The 26,719-nt window shown below is 67.5% G+C and carries 20 protein-coding genes; 10 read left to right on the top strand and 10 right to left on the bottom strand.

What is annotated here, in order from left to right; genetic code table 11:
* Nucleotides 1–200: 200 nt before the first annotated feature.
* Nucleotides 201–605: a hypothetical protein gene (locus H1343_RS05785; RefSeq protein ID WP_185984960.1), complete on the bottom strand. Its 405-nt coding sequence runs from the start codon at nucleotides 603–605 to the stop codon at nucleotides 201–203.
* Nucleotides 606–854: 249 nt separating this feature from the next.
* Between H1343_RS05785 and H1343_RS05790 the strand changes: the two genes are divergently transcribed.
* Nucleotides 855–1,319, top strand: a complete 465-nt coding sequence (locus tag H1343_RS05790) for an Hsp20 family protein (protein WP_185984961.1) — start codon at nucleotides 855–857, stop codon at nucleotides 1,317–1,319.
* A gap of 78 nt (nucleotides 1,320–1,397) precedes the next feature.
* Here H1343_RS05790 and H1343_RS05795 read toward each other — a convergent pair whose 3' ends face one another.
* The 3 genes from H1343_RS05795 to H1343_RS05805 form a co-directional block, all read right to left on the bottom strand.
* Entirely contained in the window at nucleotides 1,398–1,787 is a 390-nt protein-coding gene (locus H1343_RS05795; RefSeq protein WP_185984962.1) for a hypothetical protein, read from the bottom strand.
* 90 nt (nucleotides 1,788–1,877) lie between these two features.
* Entirely contained in the window at nucleotides 1,878–2,060 is a 183-nt protein-coding gene (locus H1343_RS05800) for an Rmf/CrpP family protein (RefSeq protein ID WP_185984963.1), read from the bottom strand.
* Between the two features lie 59 nt (nucleotides 2,061–2,119).
* The gene (locus tag H1343_RS05805) at nucleotides 2,120–3,169 is read right to left on the bottom strand and encodes a threonine aldolase family protein (protein ID WP_185984964.1); all 1,050 of its coding nucleotides are present in this window, start codon (nucleotides 3,167–3,169) and stop codon (nucleotides 2,120–2,122) included.
* Between the two features lie 296 nt (nucleotides 3,170–3,465).
* Here H1343_RS05805 and gltB point away from each other — a divergent pair, with 296 nt between their 5' ends.
* Both gltB and H1343_RS05815 read left to right on the top strand, forming a co-directional pair.
* Nucleotides 3,466–8,175 carry a glutamate synthase large subunit gene (gene gltB, locus H1343_RS05810; protein WP_185984965.1) on the top strand — a complete coding sequence of 1,570 codons (4,710 nt, stop codon included), beginning with the start codon at nucleotides 3,466–3,468 and terminating at the stop codon, nucleotides 8,173–8,175.
* A 192-nt stretch (nucleotides 8,176–8,367) separates the two neighbouring features.
* The gene (locus H1343_RS05815) at nucleotides 8,368–9,822 is read left to right on the top strand and encodes a glutamate synthase subunit beta (protein WP_185984966.1); all 1,455 of its coding nucleotides are present in this window, start codon (nucleotides 8,368–8,370) and stop codon (nucleotides 9,820–9,822) included.
* A gap of 7 nt (nucleotides 9,823–9,829) precedes the next feature.
* Here the strand turns inward: H1343_RS05815 and H1343_RS05820 are convergent, their stop codons facing one another.
* Together H1343_RS05820 and H1343_RS05825 are read right to left on the bottom strand one after the other, a co-directional pair.
* Nucleotides 9,830–11,182, bottom strand: a complete 1,353-nt coding sequence (locus tag H1343_RS05820; RefSeq protein ID WP_185984967.1) for an SGNH/GDSL hydrolase family protein — start codon at nucleotides 11,180–11,182, stop codon at nucleotides 9,830–9,832.
* Nucleotides 11,183–11,193: 11 nt separating this feature from the next.
* Nucleotides 11,194–12,423, bottom strand: coding sequence for a lytic murein transglycosylase (locus H1343_RS05825; RefSeq protein WP_185984968.1), 1,230 nt, complete (start codon nucleotides 12,421–12,423; stop codon nucleotides 11,194–11,196).
* A 487-nt stretch (nucleotides 12,424–12,910) separates the two neighbouring features.
* Between H1343_RS05825 and H1343_RS05830 the strand changes: the two genes are divergently transcribed.
* The 7 genes from H1343_RS05830 to H1343_RS05860 are packed head-to-tail and all read left to right on the top strand — an operon-like array spanning nucleotide 12,911 to nucleotide 19,951.
* Nucleotides 12,911–14,116, top strand: a complete 1,206-nt coding sequence (locus H1343_RS05830; protein WP_185984969.1) for an ABC transporter substrate-binding protein — start codon at nucleotides 12,911–12,913, stop codon at nucleotides 14,114–14,116.
* A gap of 5 nt (nucleotides 14,117–14,121) precedes the next feature.
* A complete protein-coding gene (locus H1343_RS05835) occupies nucleotides 14,122–14,940 on the top strand; it encodes an ABC transporter ATP-binding protein (protein WP_185984970.1) in 819 nt (272 codons plus the stop codon).
* Nucleotides 14,933–15,682, top strand: a complete 750-nt coding sequence (locus H1343_RS05840) for an ABC transporter ATP-binding protein (RefSeq protein WP_185984971.1) — start codon at nucleotides 14,933–14,935, stop codon at nucleotides 15,680–15,682. Before H1343_RS05835 ends, H1343_RS05840 begins: the two co-directional genes overlap by 8 nt.
* 7 nt (nucleotides 15,683–15,689) lie before the next feature.
* On the top strand, nucleotides 15,690–16,577 hold the full coding sequence (locus H1343_RS05845; protein WP_185984972.1) for a branched-chain amino acid ABC transporter permease: 888 nt from the start codon (nucleotides 15,690–15,692) through the stop codon (nucleotides 16,575–16,577).
* A complete protein-coding gene (locus H1343_RS05850; RefSeq protein WP_185984973.1) occupies nucleotides 16,577–17,566 on the top strand; it encodes a branched-chain amino acid ABC transporter permease in 990 nt (329 codons plus the stop codon). The genes H1343_RS05845 and H1343_RS05850 overlap by 1 nt, the downstream gene beginning before the upstream one ends.
* Nucleotides 17,566–19,161, top strand: a complete 1,596-nt coding sequence (locus tag H1343_RS05855; RefSeq protein WP_185984974.1) for a GMC family oxidoreductase — start codon at nucleotides 17,566–17,568, stop codon at nucleotides 19,159–19,161. Before H1343_RS05850 ends, H1343_RS05855 begins: the two co-directional genes overlap by 1 nt.
* A gap of 16 nt (nucleotides 19,162–19,177) precedes the next feature.
* Nucleotides 19,178–19,951, top strand: coding sequence for an enoyl-CoA hydratase (locus tag H1343_RS05860; RefSeq protein WP_185984975.1), 774 nt, complete (start codon nucleotides 19,178–19,180; stop codon nucleotides 19,949–19,951).
* 6 nt (nucleotides 19,952–19,957) lie between these two features.
* Here the strand turns inward: H1343_RS05860 and H1343_RS05865 are convergent, their stop codons facing one another.
* The 4 genes from H1343_RS05865 to H1343_RS05880 are packed head-to-tail and all read right to left on the bottom strand — an operon-like array spanning nucleotide 19,958 to nucleotide 26,631.
* Nucleotides 19,958–21,856, bottom strand: coding sequence for an AMP-binding protein (locus H1343_RS05865; RefSeq protein ID WP_246333365.1), 1,899 nt, complete (start codon nucleotides 21,854–21,856; stop codon nucleotides 19,958–19,960).
* Between the two features lie 40 nt (nucleotides 21,857–21,896).
* Nucleotides 21,897–23,864 (bottom strand): acetyl/propionyl/methylcrotonyl-CoA carboxylase subunit alpha, encoded by a 1,968-nt coding sequence (locus H1343_RS05870; protein ID WP_185984977.1) that lies wholly within the window; start codon nucleotides 23,862–23,864, stop codon nucleotides 21,897–21,899.
* Nucleotides 23,865–23,872: 8 nt separating this feature from the next.
* Entirely contained in the window at nucleotides 23,873–25,480 is a 1,608-nt protein-coding gene (locus tag H1343_RS05875; RefSeq protein ID WP_185984978.1) for a carboxyl transferase domain-containing protein, read from the bottom strand.
* Nucleotides 25,480–26,631 (bottom strand): isovaleryl-CoA dehydrogenase, encoded by a 1,152-nt coding sequence (locus H1343_RS05880; RefSeq protein ID WP_185985512.1) that lies wholly within the window; start codon nucleotides 26,629–26,631, stop codon nucleotides 25,480–25,482. The genes H1343_RS05875 and H1343_RS05880 overlap by 1 nt, the downstream gene beginning before the upstream one ends.
* Between the last annotated feature and the right edge of the window lie 88 nt (nucleotides 26,632–26,719).

The following is a 26,719-nucleotide window of genomic DNA, read 5'->3' on the forward strand; positions in this document are numbered from 1 at the left end:
GTTAGCGCCAAAGCCGAGGCCTCGCCAGATGCCGATGGTCTCGGGCCGCTCGGCATGGGACAAAAAAAGAGCCTGGCGACGAACGCTCCCGCGCATCGTGCCAGGCTCTGGAAGGAGAAGCCGAGGACCCCCTTCGAGATCCCCGGCCTCCGACGGCCACAGCGGAAGGGACGGGACGCTGCGACCGCGTTCGGTGCGCCTCAACTCAGGTCGAGGCGAAACTCCACGCCGTGTGGCCGAGGGCGGCCGTAGTCCCGGCGATCGTTGCTGCGGGCCCAGCCCATGCGCTCACGCGAGACCTCGCGGCCGCTGCGCGCATCGTAGGCCAGACGGAAGACGGCTCCGTTCGGGCGGACCGCCTCGACGACGTAGCGTCCCCGACGCAAGTGTATGTCGTCGATCTGCGCGAATCCGTCCTTCAGGACGCGGCGCACGATTTCACGTTCCGCGATTGTGCCTCCAAGACGCTGTGCGCCCCCCAGGAAACTGGGGCCGGTGCCGTCGCGCACGACGTCGACCTTGCCAGCGGCAGGAGCGTCCGCGAGGGCAGCGCCGGGCGCGGCCACGGAGAGCGTCAGTGCCAGTGCGGTGATCAGCGCCCTCATCGTTTTCACCTCCATCCTCAGCTCGGGTGAAGGTTTGACACCGGGCGGCTGAACGCAGCCGGAAGGAGGCGTTCATACGGGGTTCACGTACGCGTCGCGAGTGAAGCGGAGAGGCTCTTGAACGGTTTCACGGCCGAACCCATCTCCCTTTCGCGGCCGCCGAAAGGGTCCGCCGACGACCACGGAAGCTGCCGTTTCGGGGCTTTCATCGTCGCAAATCGCAAACGTTGCTCAACCGAGGACAGTCACATGCGCCATATCGATTTTGCCCCCCTCTACCGTTCCACCGTCGGCTTCGACCGGCTCTTCTCGATGCTCGACAATGTCGGGAACGTGGACAACTCGCAGACCTATCCGCCCTACAACATCGAGCGCACCGGCGAGAACGCCTATCGCATCACCATGGCGGTTGCCGGCTTCGATGAGAGCGAGCTCTCGATCGAATCGCGCGAGAACACGCTCAGCGTGAAGGGTGAGAAGGCCGAGACCGAAGGCGAGGACCGTGAATTCCTCCATCGCGGCATCGCCAAGCGTGCCTTTGAGCGCCGCTTCCAGCTGGCCGAGCATGTCGAGGTCAAGGGCGCGAGCCTGAAGCACGGCCTCCTGCACGTCGATCTCGTGCGGATCATTCCCGAGGCGATGAAACCGCGCCGGATCGACATTGCGGTCGCCGGCAACAACAACGCCAAGGCGATCGAGACCAACGCTGCCTGATCTGAGGCAAAGCGAGAAATGAGAAGGCCGGCCCGAGGGGGCCGGCCTTTTTCCGTATCCGGATGTCTCGTGACCAGATCAACAGTTGGCGGCGATGCCCTCTGTGTCGTCGGCCGCGCGCGCCGTCTGACAGGCTGCACTCCGGGTCAGATTGTTAAGGCCTTCGCGGGCCGAATCGAGCGCCTGCGCGCCCTCCTCGCGTGCCCGCTCCATCGCCGGGCCGGCACGCTCCTGAAGGTCTCTTACGGCAGCACTAGCTGCCTCGCCGGTGGCTCTACCCGCGTCTCCCAGAGCGTCGAGCGCCTCGCGGCCTTCGCGCTGGACCTCGTTCTCGTTCGCAGTCGGCGCCGTCGCAGCGGGCGGCGTCTCCGGGGTCGACCGCGCTTCGTTGGCGGTATCGTCACCGCAGGCCGCGAGCAGAAGCAGCGAAGCGAGGGCGAGGGGCGTCACAGCTTTCAAGGGCGTCATCCTGTATCCGTGAGAAAGAGACGTCAGAACCCGCGCCGCCGCCAGAAGGCAGCGCCGCGGGCCACGTGTTCGGGCATACGGTGCGGGCTGTCAGGCGCGCTGGGCCTGCGGCTCGCTTGTCTGACCCGCACGGTTCGGCTTGGCATTGCTAGCCTCGGTCCAGCCGGCCATCCATTCGGCGCGCAGGCTGGAGCCGACGGGATACTCGCACGAGGACATCGGATGATTGTGCTCGAAGGCGAGTTTGCCCTGTGCGAACGCATCTTTCGTCATGGAAGCCTCCTCAAGGTTTCTCCTGCGGGAGAACCTTCGTGGAGCGGTCCCGGTTCCCGTCAGGCGATGGCCTTGGCGAAATCGTCGACATCCTTCTCGCTCGTCGACCAGCTCGTTACGAGGCGCACGAGCTGCTCGTCGGCCTCCACCATCGAATGCGAAGAGTGCGGCGGGTTCCAGTCGTAGAAGACGGCGCCCTGTGAACGCAGGCGCTCTGCGACGGGCTTCTCGAGGATCGCGAAGACCTCGTTCGTGCGCGTCGCCCAGGCTTCGCGGGCATGGGTGGACGACCGGATGCCGTCGCGAAGCCGGTCGGCCATCGTGTTGGCGTTTGCAGCGAGGTTCAGCCACAGGCCGTCTTCCAGATAGGCCATGAACTGGGCGGCCACGAAGCGCGTCTTGGAGAAGAGCTGGGCGCCCCGCTTGCGGATGTAGGGGAACTGGCGCGCCTTCTCCGGATCGAAGAAGACCACGGCCTCGGCGCACCAGCAGCCGTTCTTGGTGGCACCGAAAGACAGGATGTCGACGCCGAGCTTCCACGTCATCTCGGCCGGCGTCGCATTGGACGCGGCCAGCGCATTGGCGAACCGCGCGCCATCCATGTGGAGCGAGAGGTCGTTCTCGTGCGCGATGCGGCCGATCGTCTCGATCTCGGACAGGGCATAGAGCGTACCCGCCTCGCTCGGCTGCGATATCGAGATCGCCATCGGCTGTCCGGCATGGATGAAGTCCGGCCGGAAGCGGGCGAGCTCGCGCTTGAGGTGGTAAGGGTCGATCAGCCCGTTGGCGCCGTCCACCGGCGCCATGCGCGCGCCGTGGGTGAAGAATTCCGGCGCGCCGCACTCGTCCTCGATCACATGCGCCTCGCGGTGGCACAGGACGACGCCGCCGGGACGGTTCACCGCGGCGAAGGAGAGCGAGTTCGCCGCCGTGCCGGTGCCGACGAAGAACACCGCGACCTCGCGCTCGAAGATCTCGTTGAAGCGTGCTTCCACCGCCTTGTCGAGGCGGCTTGCGCCATAGGCGTCCGCCATGCCTTCGGCATTTGCTGCAAGGGACGCGGAAATGGCGGGGTGGGCGCCGGACCAGTTGTCGGATGCAAAGATCATGCGCGGGCCACTATACACTCTTGACGACGGGGTAAAGCAGCAGCGCGCCGAGGCCGCTTGTGAAAGCGGCGAAACTCTGGCATAGAACGCCCGATAGGTCAGTATTGCTGCCGTAATTTTTCCTTGCCTGGAGGTTCGATGGCGGGGAGAACAGGCCGCGCGCGCTGCCGAGGGGACGGCAGCGATACGGGAGAGGCTGCGCGAAAATGCGCAGCCCGATCAGCGAGAATTGTGGTCGACGGCGGCCCTTCCGGTTCGGGAGGCAGCCGACGACGCCTGAATGGAGACGCGACGCGATGACGAAGACGCCTCAGGATCTGGACGCTGCCGTGACGGCCGCCGACACCATTGCGTCCGCCAAAGCCCGCACCAATCCGGGCCGCGTCGGCCTCTACGATCCGCGCAACGAGCACGATGCCTGCGGCGTCGGCTTCATCGCGCACATGAAGAACCAAAAGTCCCACCAGATCGTAGCCAACGGCCTGAAGATTCTGGAGAACCTCACCCATCGCGGCGCCGTCGGCGCCGATCCGCTGATGGGCGACGGCGCGGGCATGCTCGTCCAGATTCCGCACGCGCTCTTCGTCGAGGAGATGGCCAAGCAGGACGTCGAACTGCCGGAGCCCGGCCAGTACGGCGTCGGCTTCGTCTTCATGCCGCAGGACGAGGAGCGCCGGCTCCATTTCAAGGCGCTCTTCGAGGAGGCGGCGGCCGAAGAGGGCTGCCAGGTCCTCGGCTGGCGCGAGGTGCCGGTCGACAACGCATCCCTGTCCAAGGCCCCGGAGATCGCGGCGACCGAGCCCGTCCATCGGCAGGTCTTCATCACCCGTCCGGCCTCCTGCGCCGACGAGGACCAGTTCGAGCGCAAGCTCTACATCATCCGCAAGGTCGTCTCGAACCGGGTCTACGCACAGGCGCAGTCGGTCGACACGGATTTCTACGTCGTCTCGCTGTCGGCGCGCACGATCGTCTACAAGGGCATGTTCCTCGCCTATCAGGTGGGCGCCTACTACAAGGACCTGACCGACGAGCGCTTTACCTCGGCGCTTGCGCTCGTCCACCAGCGCTTCTCGACGAACACCTTCCCCTCCTGGCGGCTGGCCCACCCGTACCGCATGGTCGCGCACAACGGCGAGATCAACACGCTGCGCGGCAACGTCAACTGGATGGCTGCGCGGCAGGCGAGCGTCGATTCCGAGCTTTTCGGCAATGACATCGGCAAGCTCTGGCCGATCTCCTACGAAGGGCAGTCTGACACGGCCTGCTTCGACAACGCGCTCGAGTTCCTGACGCAGGGCGGCTACCCGCTGGCCCACGCGATGATGATGCTGATCCCGGAAGCCTGGGCCGGCAACAAGCAGATGAGCGAGGAGCGCCGCGCCTTTTACGAGTACCACGCTGCGCTCATGGAGCCCTGGGACGGGCCTGCGGCCGTCGCCTTCACCGACGGGCGGCAGATCGGCGCGACGCTCGACCGCAACGGACTGCGGCCGGCGCGCTACGTCGTGACGAGCGACGACCTCGTGATCCTCGCTTCCGAGGCGGGCACGCTGGAGGTCGCCGAAGACCGCATCGTCAAGAAGTGGCGGCTCCAGCCGGGCCGCATGCTGCTGATCGACCTTGAAAAGGGTCGCATCGTCTCCGACGAGGAGGTCAAGACCGAGATCGCGGGGGCCAACCCCTACCGGGACTGGTTGCGCTCCACCCAGCTCATCCTCGAAAACCTCAAGCCGGTGGCGCCTCGCGCCTCGCGCTCGGACGTCTCGCTGCTCGATCGTCAGCAGGCCTTCGGCTACAGCCAGGAGGACACGCGCCTCCTGATGATGCCGATGGCGACGACCGGCCAGGAAGCCATCGGCTCGATGGGCACGGACACGCCTATCTCCGCGATGAGCGAGAAGTCGAAGCTCCTTTACACCTATTTCAAGCAGAACTTCGCGCAGGTCACGAACCCGCCTATCGACCCGATCCGCGAAGAGCTCGTGATGAGCCTCGTGTCCTTCATCGGGCCACGGCCGAACATCTTCGATCTGGAGGGCACCTCGCGCCGCAAGCGGCTGGAGGTTCGCCAGCCGATCCTGACCAACGGCGATCTGGAGAAGATTCGCACGATCGGCCACACCGAAGACCGCTTCGACACGCGCACGATCGACACGACCTACCCATCCGAGCAGGGGGCGGCGGGCATGGCCGGCGCCATCGACCGTCTTTGCGAGCGCGCAGAGGCGGCTGTCGTCGGCGGCTACAACATCATCGTGCTGTCGGATCGTCAGGTGGGCCCGGACCGCATCCCGATCCCGGCGCTGCTCGCGGTCGCGGCCGTCCATCATCACCTGATCCGCAAGGGGATGCGCACCGCGGTCGGTCTCGTGGTGGAATCGGGTGAGCCGCGCGAGGTGCATCACTTCGCGTGCCTGGCCGGCTACGGCGCGGAGGCCATCAACCCGTATCTGGCCTTCGATACGCTTCTGGCCATGCACGCGCGCGGCGACTTTCCGCCGGAGGTTGACCAGAACGAGCTCGTCACGCGCTATATCAAGTCGGTCGGCAAGGGGCTTCTCAAGGTCATGTCCAAGATGGGCATCTCGACCTATCAGTCCTATTGCGGCGCGCAGATTTTCGACGCCATCGGCCTGCAGCAGGAGTTCGTCGACCGCTTCTTCTTCGGCACCTCGACCACGATTGAGGGCGTCGGGCTGGAGGAGATCGCGCGTGAGAGCGCCGAGCGTCACGCGCTCGCCTTCTCCGACGATCCGGTGCTGGCCCGCGCGCTGGAGATCGGCGGCGAGTATGCCTACCGCATCCGCGGCGAGGCGCATATCTGGTCGCCGGACGCCGTCGCCACGCTCCAGCACGCGGTGCGCCTGGAGAGCTACGACAAGTACAAGGAGTATGCCGCGCTGGTGAACCAGAGCGCGGTGGAGAGCTCGGCCATCCGCGGGCTCTTCCGCATCAAGATGGCCGAGGAGATGGGGCTTCGTCCCGTGCCGCTGGACGAGGTCGAGCCGGCCAAGGAGATCGTCAAGCGCTTCGCGACGGGCGCCATGTCCTTCGGCTCGATCAGCCGAGAGGCGCATTCGACGCTCGCCGTCGCGATGAACCGCATCGGTGGCAAGTCGAACACGGGCGAGGGCGGCGAGGAGCCGGATCGCTACCAGCCGCTGCCGGACGGTTCACCTAACCCGGAGCGCTCGGCGATCAAGCAGATCGCGTCCGGCCGCTTCGGCGTGACGACGGATTATCTCGTCAACGCGGACATGCTGCAGATCAAGGTGGCGCAGGGCGCCAAGCCAGGCGAGGGCGGTCAGTTGCCGGGCCATAAGGTGGACGCGACCATCGCCAAGACACGGCACTCGACGCCGGGCGTCGGCCTGATCTCGCCGCCGCCGCACCACGACATCTACTCGATCGAGGATCTGGCGCAGCTCATCTACGACCTGAAGAACGTCAACCCGGCGGCCGACATCTCGGTCAAGCTCGTCTCCGAGGTCGGCGTCGGCACGGTGGCGGCGGGCGTCGCGAAGGCGCGCGCCGACCACGTCATCGTGTCGGGCTATGACGGTGGCACGGGCGCTTCGCCGCTCACCTCGATCAAGCACGCGGGCTCGCCGTGGGAGATGGGCCTTGCCGAGACGCAGCAGACGCTCGTGATGAACGGGCTGCGCTCGCGCATCGCGCTGCAGGTCGACGGCGGTTTGCGCACGGGACGGGACGTCATCATCGGCGCGCTTCTGGGCGCCGACGAGTTCGGCTTCTCCACGGGCCCGCTGATCGCGGCCGGCTGCATCATGATGCGCAAGTGCCATCTCAACACCTGTCCGGTGGGCGTGGCGACGCAGGACCCCGTCCTGCGCAAGCGCTTCAAGGGCACGCCCGAGCATGTCGTGAACTTCTTCTTCTACGTGGCGGAAGAGGTGCGCGAGCTGATGGCGGCGATGGGCGTGCGCACGGTGGCGGAGCTGACGGGTCGCTCCGAGCGGCTCGACAAGCGGCCGCTCGTCGAGCACTGGAAGGCAAAGGGGCTCGACTTCTCGAAGATGTTCTTCAAGCCCGAGGCTCCGGAGAACGAGATCCTCTGGACCAAGCGCCAGGAACATCCGATCGAGGACGTCCTCGATCGCAAGCTCATCGCGCAGGCCGAAGCGGCACTGACCGCGCGCCAGGCGGTTTCGATCGAGACGGCGATCACCAATGTCGACCGCTCGGCCGGGGCGATGCTCTCGGGAGAGGTCGCCAAGCGCTTCGGCCTGAAGGGCCTCGCCGACGATACGATCTCGGTGAAGCTGACCGGCACCGCCGGCCAGAGCTTCGGCGCGTTCCTGACGCGCGGCGTCACCTTCGATCTCGTCGGTGACGGCAACGACTATGTCGGCAAGGGCCTGTCGGGCGGACGCATCGTCGTGCGGCCGCGCGAGGAGACGCGCGTGGTGCCGGAGGAGTCGATCATCGTCGGCAACACCGTCCTTTACGGCGCGATCTCCGGTGAGTGCTATTTCCGGGGCGTGGCGGGCGAGCGCTTCGCCGTGCGCAACTCGGGCGCGATCGCCGTTGTCGAGGGTGTGGGCGACCATGGCTGCGAGTACATGACGGGCGGTGTCGTCGTAATCCTCGGCCAGACGGGCCGCAACTTCGCGGCCGGCATGTCGGGCGGCGTCGCGTATGTCTATGACGAGGCGGGCGACTTCGCCGAGCGCTGCAACATGGCGATGGTGGAGCTGGAGCCGGTTCCCGAGGAGGACGAACTTCTGGAGAAGCGCTACCACTCCGGTGGCGACGTTCAGCACAAGGGCCGCGTCGACGTGACCTCGAACATGACCGGCCAGGACGACGAGCGCCTGCGCCAGCTCATCTCGGACCACCACGAATACACGGGCTCCACGCTCGCCCGGCGGATGCTGGACGACTGGGAGCATCATCGCCCGAAATTCGTGAAGGTGATGCCGGTGGAATACCGCCGTGCGCTGCAGGAGATGGAGCGCATGCGCTTCGGGGTCGCGGCGGAGTAGTCGCGCCGCAGAGACTGATGGCGGCGCCATAGCCGGTGCCGCCCGGCCCGACGAGGCTGCTGTTCAAGCTTTGGCGTTGCGCACGCCGGGCCGATCTGAAACGAAGTCGATGGCAAGGCCGCGACGAGCGGCGCCGGCCGCGCGCCTGAGTGAGGCGGCGCCACCGGCGACCGGGAGAATGACGGAGCGAAGATGGGCAAGGTCACAGGGTTTCTCGAGATCGATCGGCAGACGGCGAAGTATCAGCCGGCCTCCGACCGGATCCGCCATTTCCGCGAGTTCACCTTGCCGATGTCCGACGAAGAGGTCGGCAAGCAGGCGGCGCGCTGCATGGATTGCGGCATCCCGTACTGCCACGGGCCGACGGGCTGTCCCGTTCACAACCAGATCCCGGACTGGAACGACCTCGTCTATGGCGGCGACTGGGAAGGTGCGATCCGCAACCTCCACTCGACCAACAACTTCCCCGAATTCACCGGACGTATCTGCCCCGCGCCTTGCGAGGAAGCCTGCACGCTGAACCTTGAGGACATGCCCGTCGCCATCAAGACGGTCGAGCAGGCGATCGCCGACAAGGCCTACAAGCTCGGGCTCGTGAAGCCGCAGCCGGCCAGCATTCAGACCGGCAAGCGCGTGGCCGTCATCGGCTCGGGCCCGGCCGGGATGGCCGCGGCGCAGCAACTCGGTCGCGCTGGCCATTCGGTCGAGGTGTTCGAGCGCGAGTCGAAGCCCGGTGGCCTCCTGCGCTATGGAATCCCCGACTTCAAGATGGAGAAGCACTGGATTGACCGGCGCGTCGAGCAGATGCAAGGGGAGGGCGTTACCTTCCGTTGCGGAGTGAATGTCGGCGTCGACAAGCCCCTGGCCGAGTTGATCCAGGAATACGACGCCGTTCTTTACTGCGGCGGCGCGGAGCGCCCACGTGAGGCCGGCATCCCGCGCGACGGCCTGTCCGGCATCCATGATGCCATGCCCTATCTCGTCCAGCAGAACCGGCGAATCGGGCGTGAGAACATCGAGAGCGTTGCCTGGGCGGCGCCGGAGATCTTCGCCGCCGGCAAGCATGTCGTGGTCGTCGGCGGCGGCGACACCGCGTCCGACTGCGTCGGCACGGCCTTCCGCCAGGGGGCGGTAAAGGTGACGCAACTCGACATCCGCCCGCAGCCGCCGAAGGTTGAGAACAAGCTCGAGGTCTGGCCCTATTGGGCGACCAAGATGCGCACGTCCTCCAGCCAGGCGGAAGGTGCCGTGCGCGAGTTCCAGATCGCGACGCTCGCCTTCGTCGGCGAGGACGGGCAGCTGACGGGTGTGAAATGCGCCGAGGTGGACGAGAAGCGCCAGCCGATCGCCGGTACGGAGTTCATCATCCGCGCCGACCTCGCCTTCATCGCGATCGGCTTTTCGGGCCCGATAGAGGACGGCTTGCTGGCTGACGCCGGCGAGGCGCTGGAGACGACGCGCGACCGGCGCGGGAATGTCTCGGTGAAGGCCGACGACAAGGGCTACCGCACTTCGATCGACAGGCTCTTCGCGGCCGGGGACGTGCGGCGTGGCCAGTCTCTCGTCGTCTGGGCGATCCGCGAGGGGCGTCAGGCCGCGCGCGCCATCGATCTTGATCTGATGGGCGCGACGACATTGCCGCGCTGACCTAGCCTCAGGGGGCGGCCGCCTCGGACGCCCCGTTCTCCTCGGGCGCCGGCTGCCGGGGCATAACGCCAGAGCGTAGTTCCTCGAGACTGAGCGACCCGCGCGAGACGATCGCGTTTTCCTGCGTGACCGGTGAGACAGCTCCGCTGCGTCCGCTCCAGTTGAAGCTGTCGGCTCGGCCCGGCCGGCTCTCCGGCGGATTTCCTGCAACGACGAGGTTTTCTCGGGCGGACCGCTCGGCGTTGTCGGCGGCCGCCGTCGGCGCGCCGCCCAGAAGTGCGTCGCCCCCGTCGATCGCCGGGTCGTTGAAGGCGACGGGCGGCGCACTCGTGCGGTTGGCCGGCGGTACGGCGGCAACGGCCGGCAGGTCGCCCTCGGGAAGCTGCTGCGGGGCCAGGCTGACGAGTAGATCGTCTACGCTCAGACCCAGTGCGCGCATGATCGGCTTTTCAGCATAGTAGGCGAGCTTGGCGGTGCCGGCCGGCGTCAGGGTGATGCCGTCGGAATTGCGCAGCCGCGCCGGCTGGCCTTCGGTATCCGGGCCGGATGTCGTGAAGGCGCCGTTCGCGTCCACGAAGCCGCCCCAGATGTCCACGAACTCCCCATCGACTGAGGACGCGGCCCGTTTGTAAAGGTCGTTCAGGAAGACCATGTCGGCGGTCATCCGGCTCGACTGGAAGGCCGGCATGCCGATCCAGACGAGCGGAAGGTCGCGATCCCCCACGATGTCGGCGAGGGCGCGCGTACGGCGCGTGTACTCTTCGGTCCACGCGTCGGAGCGCACGGTCTCGGAAGAGCCGTCGACGCGCAGGGCCTGACGATCGTTGGAGCCCAGCATTACGACGACGAGTTCGGCATCCGTCTCGTCAATCAGCTTCGGTAGGTTGTCGATCCAGTCGTAGTAGTCGTCGCGCACCAGGCCCGACGAGCCGTTGGCCTTGCCGACGATGCGGACGTCGCGGTTCGCGGCGGTGGCCTCGGTCAGCCCGCGTGCCAGCGAGGCGGCCATGAAGTCGCCGACGACGAGGACGTCGCGCGCGTTGTCCGCCTTCTCGACAGGTTCGACCGCAGGGGTGGCCGGGGCGGCGCTTGCCGCGCGGGAGGAGGAGCGTTGCTGGCGGCGCGGCTGCGCCTGCCGTTGCCGACGCGGCTGCTGTGCGCGCTGGCGCCTCTGTTGCACCTGCGGTTGGGGCGGCGGCGCGGCCCGCTGGATGGGCGGGCCGAAGATCATCTCGATGACGTTGCGCGGGCGCTCCTGCGCTTCGGCCGGCATGGCGGCCGAGAGGGTCGCCACCGCCGCGAGCGGAAGGGAAAGGATCAGGATGCGCGCAGGGCGCCTCGTCGTCTTTCGTTCCGCCATTGCATCCTCGGTCAGTGGCGCCGCAGCAGCTCGAGAAGCGCCTTGGACGCGTTGCCGTCGGCCTCGACGCCCGCGCTGCGCTGATAGGCTGTGATCGCACCGCGCGAGCCGGAGCCGATCTTGCCGTCGATCTTCCCGTCGTACAAGCCGCGCTGCGTGAGGCGCTGCTGCAGCTCGTAGCGCTCCTGCATAGATAGCGGCGTGTAGCCGCGAGGCCAGGACTGGACGAACTCGCCGCCGCCGGCGATCCGGTCGGCGAGGTGGCCGACGGCGAGCGCGTAGGTGTCGGCGTTGTTGTAGTTCTTGATGACGAAGAAGTTCCGCGTCATCAGGAAGAGCGGCCCGTTAGGCCCACCGAGCATCACCAGATTGGCATTCTCGTTGCGGTCCGAGAAGGAACGGCCGGCCACGCGCCGGAAGCCGAGACGCTCCCACTCGCCGATCGTCTTGTTGGCACGGTCGAGGCTGGCAAGATTCACGCCGCGCGGCGCCTGCACTTCGTAACCCCAGGTGCGGCCAGGCCGCCAGCCATTGTCCTTCAGGAGATTGGCCGCGGTTCCGAGCGCATCGGGGATCGAGTTCCAGATGTCGGCGCGCCCGTTGCCGTCCATGTCCACCTTCCAGGCCTGATAGCTGGTCGGAATGAACTGCGTGTGCCCCATCGCGCCCGCCCAGGAGCCGGTGAGCCCCTGCGGCGAGACATGGCCATCCTGCACGATCTTCAGCGCGGCGATGAGCTGCTGGCGCGCGAAGCGGGCGCGGCGCTGGTCGAGATAGGCGAGGGTGGCCAGTGCCTGCGGCACGTTCTTCAGCCGCTCGGTGTTCTCGAGCGCCCGGCCGTAATTGGATTCCATCGACCAGATGGCGAGTAGGATGTGGCGGTCGACGCCGAAGCGCTGCTCGATGCGCTGGAGCCAGGGGCCCCACTCGCGCAGCATCCGCCGCCCCTCGGCGACACTCTCGTCGTTCACGCGGTTGTCGAGATAGTCCCAGACATTGTCACGGAATTCGGGCTGGAAGCGCGCCCGCTCGATGACGTCGTGGTCGGGTTCGGTGACACCCTGGAAGACGGCCCGGTATGTCTCGCGCCGCACGCCGTTCTGCGCGGCCGTCGATTCAAAATTGGCGATCCACTGGCGGAAGCCCGCGTCCGCGGCCGCCGGGGCGGCTCCAGCGGTCGTCAGGGCCGCGGCGACCAGCGCGGTCTTGAGGAAGAGCGAGACGGACTTCGGTCCAGGCATGGTCTACTCCGTATCGGATCAGGACATCTGCGAGGATTGCGACGATATGACGAGGTCGTAAACGCTTCGTTTACCACGTCGGACCGTGCAGCGCGGGGAGCCGTTCGATCGCTCGCAGTCTTCGCCAAGCTTTCCGGCAAAATGACGGCGCCGCAGGACTTTGCGATCGGTTCGGGTACACGGCGCAACTTCCGATCAACATAACGTCAACCCTCCGCGAGCCGCTTCTCACCTCAAAGACACAGCGTGACGTCGCCTCTGCAAAAGACGCTTCAACCCGGCCCGGCGCGGTGCTAGCGTTCACCCTGCGGCATCAGGGCAGGGAGGAACGCCCGCCGCGAAGTGCGCGACACATGACGGTTCATGGGCCGCGAGTGGGGAGGAAAGCTGCATGCCGCGGTGCCGGCCGGCCGGCTCTTTCCGCGCATGCCTGCCGCGTCGCGCGCCGCGTGATGCCCTTCCCGTGATGTTCAACGGGAGGAAGCGCATGAAGTCTCGCCTCATCATCACCGCCGCCCTTCTGGCCGCGACGGCCCTGCCGGCCGCCGCGCAGGTCTCCGGCGACGTCGTCAAGATCGGCATCCTGAACGACCAGTCGGGCGTCTATGCCGATTTCGGCGGGCGCTGGTCCTACGAGGCCGCGCGCATGGCCGTCGAGGATTTCGGTGGCGAGGCCGCCGGAGCGCCTGTCGAGGTGATCACGGCCGATCACCAGAACAAGCCGGACGTCGCCTCCAACATCGCGCTCCAATGGTACGACACCGAGCAGGTGGACACGATCATGGAGCTCACGACCTCCTCGGTGGGGCTCGCGGTGCAGGGGCTTTCCCGCGAACGCAGGAAGATCACCATCAACACCGGCGCGGCGACCACAGACCTGACCGGCCCGCAATGCAGCCCCTACGGCTTCCACTGGGCCTACGATACGCACATGCTGGCCACGGGCACCGGCGGCGCGCTCGTCTCGCAGGGCGGAGACACCTGGTTCTTCCTGACGGCGGACTACGCCTTCGGCTATTCGCTGGAGGCGCAGACGACGAGATTCGTGACAGATCACGGCGGGCAGGTGCTCGGTTCGGTGCGCCACCCCTTGTCGACGACCGACTACTCGTCTTTCCTCCTTCAGGCGCAAGCCTCCGGCGCCAAGGTCATCGGCCTCGCCAACGCGGGCCTCGATACCTCCAATTCGGTGAAGCAAGCGGCCGAGTTCGGCATCGTCGCGGGCGGCCAGCGCCTCGCCGCTCTCCTCTTCACACTGGCGGAAGTCCACGGCCTCGGCCTCGACGCCGCGCAAGGGCTCAGCCTGACGGAGAGCTTCTACTGGGATCGCGACGACGAGAGCCGCGAGTTCTCGCAGCGCTTCTTCGAGCGCACGCAGCGCATGCCGAACATGGTCCAGGCCGGCACCTACTCTGCCGTTCTCCAGTATCTGAAGGCCGTGGACGCGGCCGGCACCGACGACAGCGACGCCGTGGCGGCCAAGCTCCACGAAATGCCGGTCGACGACGTCTTCGCACGCGGCGCGAGCGTGCAGGCGAACGGCCGTCTCGTCTCCGATGTCTACCTGATGGAGGTGAAGACGCCCGCGGAGAGCACGCAGCCCTGGGACTATTACAAGGTGCAGGCGACAATCCCCGGCAGCGAAGCCTATCTCTCCGTCGAGGACAGCGGCTGCGACATGTCGGGCTGGTGAGCCCGATGTCGGTGATCGAGGAAACACAGACGGAGCGGCGCGATGCGTCGCTTCCGCCCACATCGGCGGCCGGCAAGCCGGTCGTTCTGTCCTGCCGGCGGCTGCGCAAGGATTTCGGCGGCTTCACGGCCGTGAAGGACGTCGATCTCGACGTGCGGCAGGCCGAGGTCCACGCGCTGATCGGGCCGAATGGGGCCGGCAAGACGACGGTCTTCAACCTCCTGACCAAGTTCATTCAGCCGACGGCCGGAGAGATCACGCTTCTTGGGGAGGACATCACGCGCCTCTCGCCGGGCGCCGTGGCGCGCAAGGGGCTGGTTCGCTCCTTTCAGATCTCGGCGACCTTCCCGAACCTCACGGTGCTGGAGAACGTGCGCGTGGCGCTGCAGCGACCGAACGGACTGGCACGCCAGTTCTGGCGTCCTCTCTCGGCGCTCGCCCGGCTGGACGAGGGGGCGATGACCCTGATCGAGCGCGTGGGTCTTGCCGACGACCGGGACCGGCCCGCGGCGGACCTTTCCTACGGGCGCAAGCGCGTGCTGGAGATCGCAACGACGCTCGCGCTCGACCCGAAGGTGCTGCTCCTCGACGAGCCGATGGCTGGAATGGGCGGCGAGGACGTCGGCAAGGTCGCCGGCATCATCCGCGACGTCGCGCGCGAGCGCGCCGTCCTGATGGTCGAGCACAATCTGAAGGTCGTCGCCGACATCTGCGACCGCGTGACCGTGCTCCAGCGCGGCGAGATTCTGGCGGCCGGTGACTACCATGCCGTGTCCACCGACGAGCGCGTTCGCACCGCATATATGGGGACGGATCATGTCTGAGGCACCGATCCTGGAACGCGCGCGCGACGAGGCCTATGCAGGCGAGCCCTTGCTTCACGTCCGCGGCTTGAACGCCTGGTACGGCGAGAGCCACGCGCTGCATGGTGTCGATCTCGACATCGGCCGCGGCGAGACGGTGACGCTTGTCGGCCGCAACGGCGTCGGCAAGACGACGACGCTGCGCGCCATCATGGGCATTCTGCCCAAGCGCACGGGAACGGTCCGCTTCGACGGGCGCGACATGCTGCGGGTGCCGCTGCACAAGACCGCTAGACACGGGATCGGTTTTGTGCCGGAGGAGCGCGGCATCTTCGGGACGCTCTCGGTCGAGGAGAACCTCTTTCTGCCGCCGGTCGTCGCCAAGGGCGGGATGAGCGTGGACGAGATCTACGAACTCTTCCCCAACCTGAAAGAGCGCCGGAATTCGGGCGGCATGCAGCTTTCCGGCGGCGAGCAGCAGATGCTGGCCATCGCCCGCATCCTGCGCTCGGGCGTGCGGCTGATGCTTCTGGACGAGCCGACGGAGGGGCTGGCCCCCGTCATCGTGCAGCGGATCGGCGAGGTTCTCCAGGCGCTGAAGGCGCGCGGCATGACCGTCCTCCTCGTCGAGCAGAACTTCCGCTTCGCCGCCAAGGTCGCCGACCGCTTCTACCTGATGGACCACGGCGCCGTGGTCGAGAGCTTCGCCACCGCCGAACTGCCGACCCGGCAGGAACGTCTCGCGCAAGTCCTGGGAGTCTGAGCCTCACATGACCATGGTTTTCGGCATTCCGATTCAGGCTTTTCTCGGCCAGCTCCTCGTCGGCCTGATCAACGGCTCGTTCTACGCGATGCTCTCGCTCGGCCTCGCGATCATCTTCGGGCTTTTGCGCATCATCAACTTCGCCCACGGCGCGCAGTACATGCTGGGCGCCTTCGTCGGCTACCTGCTTCTCGCCTATTCCGGGCTCGGCTTCTGGCCGGCGTTGATCCTAGCACCGCTGATCGTCGGCCTCTTCGGTGCCCTCATCGAGCGTGTGGCGCTGTCGCGGCTCTACGATCTCGACCACCTCTACGGGCTGCTCTTCACCTTCGGCATGGCGCTCGTGATCGAGGGCATGTTCCGCTACTGGTTCGGCGCCTCCGGCCAGCCCTACGCGCCGCCGGCGCTTCTGCAGGGCGGCACCAATCTCGGCTTCATGTTCCTGCCGAACTATCGCGGCTTCATCGTCGTCGCCTCGCTGGTGGTCTGCCTTTCCACCTGGCTCCTGATCGAGAAGACCAGGCTCGGCTCGTATCTGCGCGCGGCGACCGAGAACCCGACGCTGGTGCGCGCCTTCGGCATCAACGTGCCGCTGCTCCTCACCTTCACCTACGGGCTTGGCGCGGCGCTGGCGGGGCTCGCCGGTATCCTGGCCGCGCCGGTCTACCAGGTGTCGCCGCTGATGGGCTCCAACATCATCATCATCGTGTTCGCGGTCGTCGTCGTCGGCGGGATGGGCTCGATCGGCGGCGCGATCGTGACAGGCTATCTCCTCGGCCTCTTCGAGGGGCTGACGAAGGTCTTCTACCCGGAGGCCTCCAACACGGTGATTTTCGTCATCATGGCGATCGTGCTTCTGGTGCGCCCCGCCGGCCTTTTCGGGAGGGCCGCCTGATGGCCGACACCACGCTCGCCCTTTCGGGATCGCGGCGCCGCGCGCAATCTCCGGTGCGATTGATCCTTCTCGCGCTGGCGCTCGCGGGGCTGCTCGCAGCTCCGTATTTCCTGTACCCGATCTTCGTCATGAAGGTCCTGTGCTTCGCGCTGTTCGCAGCCGCCTTCAATCTTCTCCTCGGCTACACCGGCCTCCTGTCCTTCGGCCACGCGGCCTTCTTCGGAGGAGCCGCCTACTTCACCGCCCACGCGGTGAAGGTCTGGGGCTGGAACCCGGAATTCGGCATCCTCGTCGGCGTTGCCGGTGCCGCGCTCCTCGGCCTCGTGATCGGCTTCCTCGCCATCCGCCGGCAGGGCATCTACTTCGCCATGGTGACGCTGGCGCTTTCCCAGATGTTCTTCTTCTTCTGCCTGCAGGCTCCGTTCACCCACGGAGAGGACGGGCTGCAGGGCGTGCCGCGCGGCAGCCTCTTCGGCGTCATCAATCTCTCCGACGCCTACGCGATGTACTACTTCGTGCTCGCGGTCTTTCTGATCGGGCTCTTCGCGATCTACCGTATCGTCCACTCGCCCTTCGGCATGATCATGAAGTCGATCCGCGAGAACGAGAACCGGGCGATCTCGCTCGGCTATTCGGTGCGCTCCTACAAACTCGCCGCCTTCGTCATGTCGGCGGCGCTCGCGGGCCTTGCCGGCGGCACCAAGGCGCTCGTCTTCCAGTTCGCCACCCTCACCGACGTGACGTGGCAGATGTCGGGCGAGGTGATCCTGATGACGCTGCTCGGCGGCATCGGCACGCTGCTCGGCCCGCTGGTGGGCGCGACGCTCGTCGTCACGCTCCAGAACTACCTCGCCACCTCGGCCTTCCCCGTCACGGTGATCACGGGCGTGATCTTCATGGTCTGCGTCCTGACCTTCCGGCGCGGCATCGTCGGCGAGATCTACCACTCCGGCATCGGCCGCAGGATCGCCGCGCGGTTCGGCCGCTGATGTCTCTGGAGTACGATCACGTCGTCATCGGCGGAGGAACGGCGGGCTGCGTCCTCGCCAACCGTCTCTCCGCCGACAAGGGACGCTCGGTCCTGCTTCTCGAGGCCGGGGGGCAGGACAACTATGCCTGGGTCCACATCCCGGTCGGCTACCTCTACTGCATAGGCAACCCGCGCACCGACTGGTGCTTCACCACGCAGGCCGAGGCGGGGCTCAACGGGCGCGTTCTCGGCTATCCGCGCGGCAAGATCCTGGGCGGCTGCTCCTCCATCAACGGCATGATCTACATGCGCGGGCAGGCGCGGGATTACGATCTGTGGCGCCAGATGGGCTGCGAGGGCTGGAGTTGGGACGACGTCCTGCCGCTGTTCAGGAAGAGCGAGGACTGGCACGGCGGCGCGGACGAAATGCACGGGGAGGGCGGCGAATGGCGCGTGGAGCCGGCCCGGCTGCACTGGGACATCCTCGACGCCTTTCGCGACGCGGCCGAACAGTACGGCATCCCGCGCATCGACGACTTCAACCGCGGCGACAACGAGGGCTCGTCCTACTTCAAGGTGAACCAGCGGCGCGGCGTGCGCTGGAACACGGTGAAGGCCTTCCTGAAGCCGGCGCGTGACCGGCCGAACCTCGCCGTCCGCACCGGCTCACACGTGCGTCGCCTCCTGATCGAGGAGGGCCGCGTCGTCGGCGTGGAATTCGACCTCGACGGGCGCGCGACGACGGTGCGCTGCCGGCGTGAGGTCGTCCTGTGCGCGGGCGCCGTCGGCTCGCCGCAGATCCTCGAGCTCTCCGGCATCGGCAACGGCGACATCCTCCAGGCGGCCGGGATTGAGGTGAAGCTTGCGCGCGATGCGGTGGGCGAGAATTTGCAGGACCACCTCCAGCTTCGCTGCGCCTACAAGGTCTCGGGCATCCGCACGCTCAACGAGCGCGCCAACTCCTGGCTGGGCAAGGCGATGATCGGGCTGGAATACGCGCTGACGCGCTCCGGGCCGATGTCGATGGCGCCCAGCCAGCTCGGCGTCTTCACCCGCTCCGACCCGTCCTTCGAGACGGCGAACCTGCAATATCACGTCCAGCCGCTGAGCCTCGAGAAGTTCGGCGAGAACGTCCATCCGTTCCCGGCCTTCACCGCCAGCGTCTGCAATCTGCGGCCGGAAAGCCGCGGCACGATCCACGTTTCGAGCGCCGATCACCGTACGCAGCCGACGATCAAGCCCAACTATCTCTCGGCCGAGGCGGACAAGCGTGTGGCGGCCGATGCCATCCGCATCACGCGCAAGATCGTCGAACAGCCGGCGCTCGCGCGGTATCGTCCGCAGGAGTTCAAGCCCGGTCCCTCCTTCCAGACCCAGGCGGAACTCGAGAAGGCGGCGGGAGACATCGGCACGACGATCTTCCACCCGGTCGGCACGTGCCGCATGGGGGCGGATCCCGCGTCGGTGGTGGATCCGCAGCTGCGTCTGCGCGGCCTTTCGGGCTTGCGCGTCGCGGATGCCTCCGTCATGCCGACGATCACGTCGGGCAATACCAACTCGCCGACGATCATGATTGCGGAAAAGGCTGCCGCCATGATGCTGGCGGCGCGCTGAGGGGAGGAGAGCGGCGATGAGCTATGAGACGATCGAGACCGAGCGGGACGGACGCGTCGCCCTTATCCGGCTGAACCGGCCGCAGGCGCTGAACGCGCTGAACATGCAGCTTGCGGGCGAGCTGATCGAGGCGACCGGCGGCTTCGACCGTGATCCCGGCGTCGGCTGCATCGTCGTCACGGGCTCGGAAAAGGCGTTTGCCGCCGGCGCTGACATCAAGGAGATGCAGGAGCGGACCTACGCGCAGATGTACGCGGACGACTGGTTCGGCCTGTGGGAGCGTTTCGCCGCCACTCGCACGCCCACGATCGCAGCGGTGAATGGCTTCGCGCTCGGTGGTGGTTGCGAGGTCGCGATGATGTGCGACATCGTGCTGGCCGGCGAGGGGGCGAAGTTCGGCCAGCCGGAGATCAATCTCGGCGTCATGCCCGGCATGGGCGGTTCGCAGCGCCTCGCGCGTCTCGTCGGCCGCTCCAAGGCGATGGAACTGTGCCTGACGGGCCGCATGATGGGCGCCGAAGAGGCCGAGCGCGCCGGGCTCGCGGCACGGGTCTTCCCGAAGGGCGAACTCGTCGAGGAGGCGATGAAGATGGCCGCGCTCATCGCCGAAAAGTCCAAGACCGCCGCCATGATGACCAAGGAGGCGGTGAACCGCGCCGAGGAAATCCCGCTCGCGGAAGGGCTGCGTTTCGAGCGTCGCCTGTTCCACTCCATGTTCGCGCTGCCCGACCAGTCCGAGGGCATGGCGGCCTTCGTCGAAAAGCGCAAACCCGACTTCAAGCGCGGTTAACGGAGCTCATTTCGAGCGCCACGCGCTCTCGATCTCGTCGAGGACCGCCGGGTCCTCGATCGTCGCCGGCATCGGATAGGGCTCGCTCTCGGCGATCTTCTTCATCGTGGCGCGCAGGATCTTGCCCGAGCGCGTCTTGGGCAGGCGGTCGACGACGACGACACGACTGAGGCTGGCGACGGCGCCGATGTGCTCACGCACTAGCGAGGAGACGCCGGAGGTCAAATCCGGGCCCTGGACGTTCGCTCCGCTCTTCAGCACCACGAAGGTGCACGGCGTCTCGCCCTTGATGTCGTCCCGCACCCCGATCACCGCGCATTCGGCGACGTCGGGATGGGTGGCGACGACCTCCTCGATCCCGCCGGTCGAAAGCCGATGCCCGGCGACGTTGATGACGTCGTCGGTCCGGCCCATGATCCACACATAACCGTCCTCGTCCACCATCCCGGCGTCGGCCGTCGAGTACCAGCCGGGATAGGCGTCGAGATAGGCGCTGCGCATCCTGTCCTCATCGTTCCACAAGGTTGGAAAGGCGCCGGGCGGCAGCGGCAGGCGGATCGCGACGGCACCGAGCTCGCCGCGCGGCTGGGGTTTGCCTGCCTCGTCGAGCGCCTCGACCTCCCATCCCGGCATCGGCACGCTCGCCGAGCCGTGCTTGATGGCCAGGCGCCCCAAGCCGACCGGATTGGCGGCGATGGGCCAGCCGCTCTCGGTCTGCCACCAGTGGTCGACGACGGGGCGCTTCAGCACGCGCTCCGCCCAGCGCACGGTCTCGGGGTCGGCGCGCTCGCCCGCAAGGAAGAGCGTCCGAAGCTTAGAGAGGTCGTGGCCTTCGATCAGCGTGCCCCCAGGGTCTTCCTTGCGGACGGCGCGGATGGCGGTCGGCGCGGTGAACAGCGCCTTCACGCTATATTCGGCGCAGACGCGCCAGAAGGCCCCTGCGTCCGGCGTGCCGACCGGCTTGCCTTCGTAGAGGACGCTCGTCGCCCCGCAGATCAGCGGCGCGTAGACGATGTAGGTGTGGCCGACGACCCAGCCGACATCTGATGCCGTCCAAATCACCTCGCCGGGGCCGATGTCGTAGATCGCGGGGAGCGACCATGCGCAGGAGACGAGATGCCCGCCATTATCGCGCACGACGCCTTTCGGGCGGCCCGTCGTGCCGGAGGTGTAGAGGATGTAGAGCGGATCGGTCGCCCTGACCGGCGTGCAGGGCCCCTCGCGGCCGGCGTCGATTTCGGCGATCGCGCGTGCGCGGCACTTCCCCCAGTCGTGGTCACGGCCCGCCGTCAGGTCGCACGGCTGTTGCGGGCGCTGGAGGATGATGCAGACGTCGGGCTTGTGGGCTGCCTCCTCAATCGCCTTGTCGAGCAGCGGCTTGTAGGCGACGACGCGCTTCGGCTCGATGCCGCAGGAAGCCGACACGACGACCTTCGGCTTTGCGTCGTCGATGCGCACGGCAAGCTCGCGCGCGGCGAAGCCGCCGAAGACGACGGAATGCACGGCGCCGAGGCGGGCGCAGGCGAGCATCGCGACCACCGCCTCTGGCACCATGGGCATGTAGAGGATGACGCGGTCGCCCTTCGTCACGCCGAGATCGGCCAGCGTCAGCGAGAAGGCCTGCACCTCGCGCAGCAGTTCGCCGTAGGTCAGGCGACGCTTCGTGCCGGTTACGGGTGAATCGTATAGGAGCGCCTCGCGCTGGCCGTGCCCGGCCGCGACATGGCGGTCGAGCGCGTTGTGGCAGGTGTTGCAAACGGCATCCGGGAACCAGCGGCCATAGACGCCGTCTTCGCTTGAAAAGGCGCGGGCGGGCGCCTCGATCCAGTCCACGGCCTTGGCGGCACGCAGCCAAAAGCGGTCAGGGTCGGCGCGCCAGTTCGCGTATGCGGTGCGATAGTCCATCGTGCGTGGCTCCTCCCAAAGCCGCATGCAGTAGACGAGCTCAGCCGTCCTCCTCGAGCCGCAGCAGCATCGTACCATCCTCGACCGCTTGGCCGGCCGCGACGAGAAGCTCGGCCACGATCCCGTCGCGCGGGGCCTTGATGGCGTGCTCCATCTTCATCGCATCCACGACGACGAGCGTCTGTCCCGCCGAGACCTCGTCGCCCGGCGATACGGCAACGAGCCGGACCGTGCCGGGCATGGGCGAGACGAGACTGCCGGCGCCTTGCGCTTCGCCCGCCGCGCCGGGCGCGTGCAGGCGGAAGTCGTGGGTGTCGCCGTCGAGGAAGAGGGTCAGGTGACCGGGCCGGCGTGCGATCGCCGGTTCGACGCGGCGGCCGTCGATGCGCAGGCGAGGGCGCTCGCCGGCCCGTTCCACGATGAGTTCCACGCGGCCAGCCGGTGTCTCGCAGGCCATGCGCCCATCCCGCTCCTCGACCGTGACGGTGAGGGCGGCGCCCTCGTCGTCGAAGAGGATTGCGGTTCGCCCGTTGCCGTAGGCTCGGAAGCCGCGCAGCGCGTCCCAGGGATCGACCGAGACCGCCGGCTTGAATGCTCCCGCCTCGAATGCCGCCACGAGCGCCCAGGCCACAGCCGGCTTTTCCTTCGGCGGCAGGAGGGAGGCGAGATCGCGTTCGATCAGGCCGGTATCCACTTCGCCGCGCGCGAAGCCCTCATGAGCAGCGAGGCGCGCGAGGAAGGCGGCGTTGGTGACGAGCCCGGCGACCTCAACCCGCTTGAGAGCGTCGTGCAGCTTGCGAAGCGCCGAGGCGCGGTCGGGGCCGTGGGTGATGATCTTGGCGATCATCGGATCGTAGAAGGGTGACACGGCATCGCCCTCCTCGACGCCCGTGTCGATGCGCGCATCGTCGGGGAGGCAAAGATGCGTCAGCCTGCCGGTCGCGGGCAGGAAGCCTTTCGCCGGATCCTCGGCATAGAGGCGCGCCTCGAAGGCGTGGCCGTCGATCGCCAAGCTCTCCTGCGTGAAGGGCAGGGGCTCGCCAGCCGCGACTTGCAACTGGAGTGCCACGAGATCGAGGCCGGTGATCGCCTCCGTCACCGGATGCTCCACCTGAAGCCGCGTGTTCATCTCCATGAACCAGAAGCCGTCCGGCGAAAGGCCGCCGGACCCATCGACGATGAATTCGATCGTGCCGGCCCCGGCGTAGCCGATGGCCTTGGCGGCGCGCACGGCGGCCTCACCCATCGCCGCGCGCATCTCCTGCGTCATGCCGGGGGCGGGGGCCTCCTCGATGACCTTCTGATGGCGGCGCTGGAGCGAGCAGTCGCGCTCGAAGAGATGGACCGCGTTGCCGTGCCGGTCTCCGAAGATCTGGATCTCGATATGGCGCGGGGCGGCGACGTATTTCTCGACGAGGCAGGCAGCATCGCCGAAAGCGGCCTCCGCCTCGCGCCGCGCGCTTTCGAGCGCGTCCGCGAAGTCTCGCGGGGCATCGACGCGGCGCATGCCCTTGCCCCCGCCGCCGGCGCGCGCCTTGATGAGAACGGGGTAGCCGATGCGTTCGGCCTCGGCGCCGAGAATGGCCGGGTCCTGCTCCGTGCCATGATAGCCCGGCACGACCGGCACGCCGGCTTCCTCCATCAGGCGCTTGGCGGCGTCCTTCAGGCCCATCGCGCGGATGGCGGCGGCTGAGGGGCCGATGAAGACGAGGCCCGCGGCCTCAACCGCCGCGACAAAGGCGGCGTTCTCGGAGAGGAAGCCGTAGCCGGGATGGATCGCCTGCGCGCCGGCCTGAAGTGCCGCCGCAACGATGGCATCCGCTCGCAGATAGCTTTCGGCGGCCGGCGCGGGGCCGATGCGCACTGCCTCGTCGGCCATGCGCACGTGAAGTGCTTTCGCATCCGCATCGGAGTAGACGGCGACCGTAGCGATGCCCAGCCGGCGCGCGGTGCGGATGACGCGGCAGGCGATCTCCCCACGATTGGCGATGAGGATCTTGTCGAACATCGTGCCGCTCACATCCGGAACAGGCCGAAGCGCGTGTCCGCGATCGGCGCGTTGAGCGCCGCCGAAAGCGACAAGCCGAGCACGTCCCTGCTCCTACGTGGATCGACGATGCCGTCGTCCCACAGCCGAGAGGAGGCATAGAGCGGGTGGCTCTGGCGCTCGAAGAGCTCGATCGTCGGGCGCTTGAACTCGGCCTCCTCGTCCGCGCTCCAATGCCCTCCGCGCCGCTCTATGCCGTCGCGGCGCACCGTCGCGAGAACGCCGGCGGCCTGCTCGCCGCCCATCACCGCGATGCGCGAGTTCGGCCAGGTCCACAGGAAGCGCGGCGAGTAGGCGCGCCCGCACATGCCGTAATTGCCGGCGCCATAGGACCCGCCGACGATCATCGTGAGCTTGGGCACCGAGGTCGTCGCCACGGCCGTGACGAGCTTGGCGCCGTGCTTGGCGATGCCGCCCGCCTCGTAGGCACGCCCGACCATGAAGCCCGTGATGTTCTGCAGGAAGAGCAGCGGCACCTTTCGCTGCGAGCACAGCTCGACGAAATGCGCTCCCTTCATCGCGCTCTCGGAGAACAGGACGCCGTTGTTGGCGAGGATGCCGACCGGCAGGCCGTGAAGATGGGCAAAGCCGCAGACGAGTGTCGGCCCGAACAGCGCCTTGAATTCGTCGAAGCGCGAGCCGTCCACGAGCCGCGCGATCACCTCGCGGATGTCGTAGGGGGTCCTGGGGTCGGCCGGCACGATGCCGGCGAGTTCGGCCGGGTCATAGGCCGGGGGCTCGGGCGCCTGCCGCTCCACCAGCCAGACCTTCGCCCGGTTGAGATGGGCGACGGCGCGGCGGGCAAGGGCGAGGGCGTGATCGTCGTCCTCGGCCAGATGATCCACGACGCCCGAGAGCCGGGCGTGCGTCAGCCCGCCGCCGAGGTCTTCCGCCGAGACGATCTCGCCTGTCGCGGCCTTCACCAAGGGCGGGCCGGCGAGGAAGATCGTGCCTTGGTCCTTCACGATGATCGTCTCGTCGCTCATCGCCGGCACGTAGGCGCCACCCGCCGTGCACGAGCCCATGACGACGGCGATCTGGGCAAGACCCCGCGCGGACATGTTCGCCTGGTTGAAGAAGATGCGGCCGAAATGGTCCCGGTCCGGGAAGACCTCGTCCTGATTGGGAAGGTTGGCGCCGCCGGAATCGACGAGATAGACGCAGGGCAGTTCGTTCTCGCTCGCGATCTCCTGCGCGCGCAGGTGCTTCTTCACGGTCAGGGGGTAGTAGGTGCCGCCCTTCACCGTGGCGTCGTTGGCGAGCACCATGACCTCGCGGCCCGACACGCGGCCGACGCCCGCGATGAGCCCCGCGCCGGGCACGGCGCCCTCGTACTGGCCGTGGGCCGCGAAGAGCCCGATTTCGAGGAAGGGCGAGCCGGGGTCGAGCAGCCGGTCGACGCGCTCACGCGGCAGGAGCTTGCCGCGTGCGACATGGCGCTTGCGCGCCTCCTCGCCGCCGCCTGCAAGGCTCGTCTCGGCGGCGGCCTCGACAGTGCGAAGTTGCGCCAGCATCGCGTCGCGATTGGCCGCGAAGTCCTGAGAAGCCGTCGAGACCATCGAGGCGATCACCGCCATCAGGCGGTTTCCTTGAAGAGCTCGCGGCCGATCAGCATGCGCCGGATCTCCGAGGTGCCCGCGCCGATCTCGTACAGCTTGGCATCGCGCAGGAGGCGGCCGGTAGCGTAATCGTTGATGTAGCCGTTGCCGCCGAGCGCCTGGATCGCCTGCAGCGCCGTCTGCGTCGCGGCCTCGGCGGCGTAGAGTATGCAGCCGGCGGCGTCCTTGCGGCTCGTCTCGCCGCGATCGGCGGCCGCCGCGACGGCGTAGACGTAGGCGCGGGCGGCGTTGGCGTTCACGTACATGTCGGCGAGCTTGCCCTGCATGAGCTGGAACTCACCGATGGGCTGGCCGAACTGCCGGCGCTCATGGACATAGGGCACGACCACGTCGAGACAGGCGGCCATGATGCCGAGCGGCCCGGCGGCGAGGACAATGCGCTCGTAGTCGAGGCCGCTCATCAGGACCTTCACACCGCCCCCGACTTCGCCAAGCACGTTGTCCACCGGCACCTCGCAACCGTCGAAGACCAGTTCGCAAGTGTTGGAGCCGCGCATGCCGAGCTTGTCGAGCTTCTGCGCGGTGGAAAAGCCTGCCATACCCTTCTCGACGAGGAAGGCGGTGATGCCGCGCGGGCCGGCGTCCGGGTCGGTGCGGGCATAGACGACGAGGGTGGAAGCGTCCGGCCCGTTGGTGATCCACATCTTGGTGCCGTTGAGGACGAAGTGGTCGTTGCCCTTGCGCTCGGCGCGCAGCTTCAAGGACACGACGTCCGAGCCCGAACCCGTCTCCGACATGGCGAGGGAGCCGACATCCTCGCCCGAAACGAGCCTCGGCAGGTATTTCGCCTTCTGTTCGGCGGTGCCGTTGCGGCGGATCTGGTTGACGCACAGATTGGAGTGCGCGCCGTAGGAGAGGCCGACCGAGGCCGAGGCGCGGCTGATCTCTTCCAGCGCGACGCAATGGGCGAGATAGCCGAGGCCGGCGCCGCCATAGTCCTCCTCGACCGTCAGCCCGAGAAGGCCGAGCTCCCCCATCTCGCGCCAGAGGTGGTTGGGGAATTCGTTCGAGCGATCGATCTCGGCCGCGTTCGGCGCGATCTGCTCGGCCGCAAAGCGCCGCACCATGTCGCGCAGCGCTTCCACCTCCGCGGGCAGGCCGAATCGCATTGTGGCGTCGAACATGGGCTCCTCCCTCGCATGTTCCGCTGGGGCGCCGGCCTCCCCGCCGTCGCCCTTCCGCGCCACGAGGTTTCGT

The sequence above is a fragment of the Aureimonas mangrovi genome (assembly GCF_014058705.1).
In the GTDB taxonomy this organism is placed as follows: domain Bacteria; phylum Pseudomonadota; class Alphaproteobacteria; order Rhizobiales; family Rhizobiaceae; genus Aureimonas; species Aureimonas mangrovi.

What these genes read in the sequence shown, in the direction of transcription:
- H1343_RS05785 (WP_185984960.1), bottom strand. Translation starts at nt 605, where the DNA reads ATGAGGGCGCTGATCACCGCACTGGCACTGACGCTCTCCGTGGCCGCG.
- H1343_RS05790 (WP_185984961.1), top strand. Translation starts at nt 855, where the DNA reads ATGCGCCATATCGATTTTGCCCCCCTCTACCGTTCCACCGTCGGCTTC.
- H1343_RS05795 (WP_185984962.1), bottom strand. Translation starts at nt 1,787, where the DNA reads ATGACGCCCTTGAAAGCTGTGACGCCCCTCGCCCTCGCTTCGCTGCTT.
- H1343_RS05800 (WP_185984963.1), bottom strand. Translation starts at nt 2,060, where the DNA reads ATGACGAAAGATGCGTTCGCACAGGGCAAACTCGCCTTCGAGCACAAT.
- H1343_RS05805 (WP_185984964.1), bottom strand. Translation starts at nt 3,169, where the DNA reads ATGATCTTTGCATCCGACAACTGGTCCGGCGCCCACCCCGCCATTTCC.
- gltB (WP_185984965.1), top strand. Translation starts at nt 3,466, where the DNA reads ATGACGAAGACGCCTCAGGATCTGGACGCTGCCGTGACGGCCGCCGAC.
- H1343_RS05815 (WP_185984966.1), top strand. Translation starts at nt 8,368, where the DNA reads ATGGGCAAGGTCACAGGGTTTCTCGAGATCGATCGGCAGACGGCGAAG.
- H1343_RS05820 (WP_185984967.1), bottom strand. Translation starts at nt 11,182, where the DNA reads ATGGCGGAACGAAAGACGACGAGGCGCCCTGCGCGCATCCTGATCCTT.
- H1343_RS05825 (WP_185984968.1), bottom strand. Translation starts at nt 12,423, where the DNA reads ATGCCTGGACCGAAGTCCGTCTCGCTCTTCCTCAAGACCGCGCTGGTC.
- H1343_RS05830 (WP_185984969.1), top strand. Translation starts at nt 12,911, where the DNA reads ATGAAGTCTCGCCTCATCATCACCGCCGCCCTTCTGGCCGCGACGGCC.
- H1343_RS05835 (WP_185984970.1), top strand. Translation starts at nt 14,122, where the DNA reads ATGTCGGTGATCGAGGAAACACAGACGGAGCGGCGCGATGCGTCGCTT.
- H1343_RS05840 (WP_185984971.1), top strand. Translation starts at nt 14,933, where the DNA reads ATGTCTGAGGCACCGATCCTGGAACGCGCGCGCGACGAGGCCTATGCA.
- H1343_RS05845 (WP_185984972.1), top strand. Translation starts at nt 15,690, where the DNA reads ATGACCATGGTTTTCGGCATTCCGATTCAGGCTTTTCTCGGCCAGCTC.
- H1343_RS05850 (WP_185984973.1), top strand. Translation starts at nt 16,577, where the DNA reads ATGGCCGACACCACGCTCGCCCTTTCGGGATCGCGGCGCCGCGCGCAA.
- H1343_RS05855 (WP_185984974.1), top strand. Translation starts at nt 17,566, where the DNA reads ATGTCTCTGGAGTACGATCACGTCGTCATCGGCGGAGGAACGGCGGGC.
- H1343_RS05860 (WP_185984975.1), top strand. Translation starts at nt 19,178, where the DNA reads ATGAGCTATGAGACGATCGAGACCGAGCGGGACGGACGCGTCGCCCTT.
- H1343_RS05865 (WP_246333365.1), bottom strand. Translation starts at nt 21,856, where the DNA reads ATGGACTATCGCACCGCATACGCGAACTGGCGCGCCGACCCTGACCGC.
- H1343_RS05870 (WP_185984977.1), bottom strand. Translation starts at nt 23,864, where the DNA reads ATGTTCGACAAGATCCTCATCGCCAATCGTGGGGAGATCGCCTGCCGC.
- H1343_RS05875 (WP_185984978.1), bottom strand. Translation starts at nt 25,480, where the DNA reads ATGGCGGTGATCGCCTCGATGGTCTCGACGGCTTCTCAGGACTTCGCG.
- H1343_RS05880 (WP_185985512.1), bottom strand. Translation starts at nt 26,631, where the DNA reads ATGCGATTCGGCCTGCCCGCGGAGGTGGAAGCGCTGCGCGACATGGTG.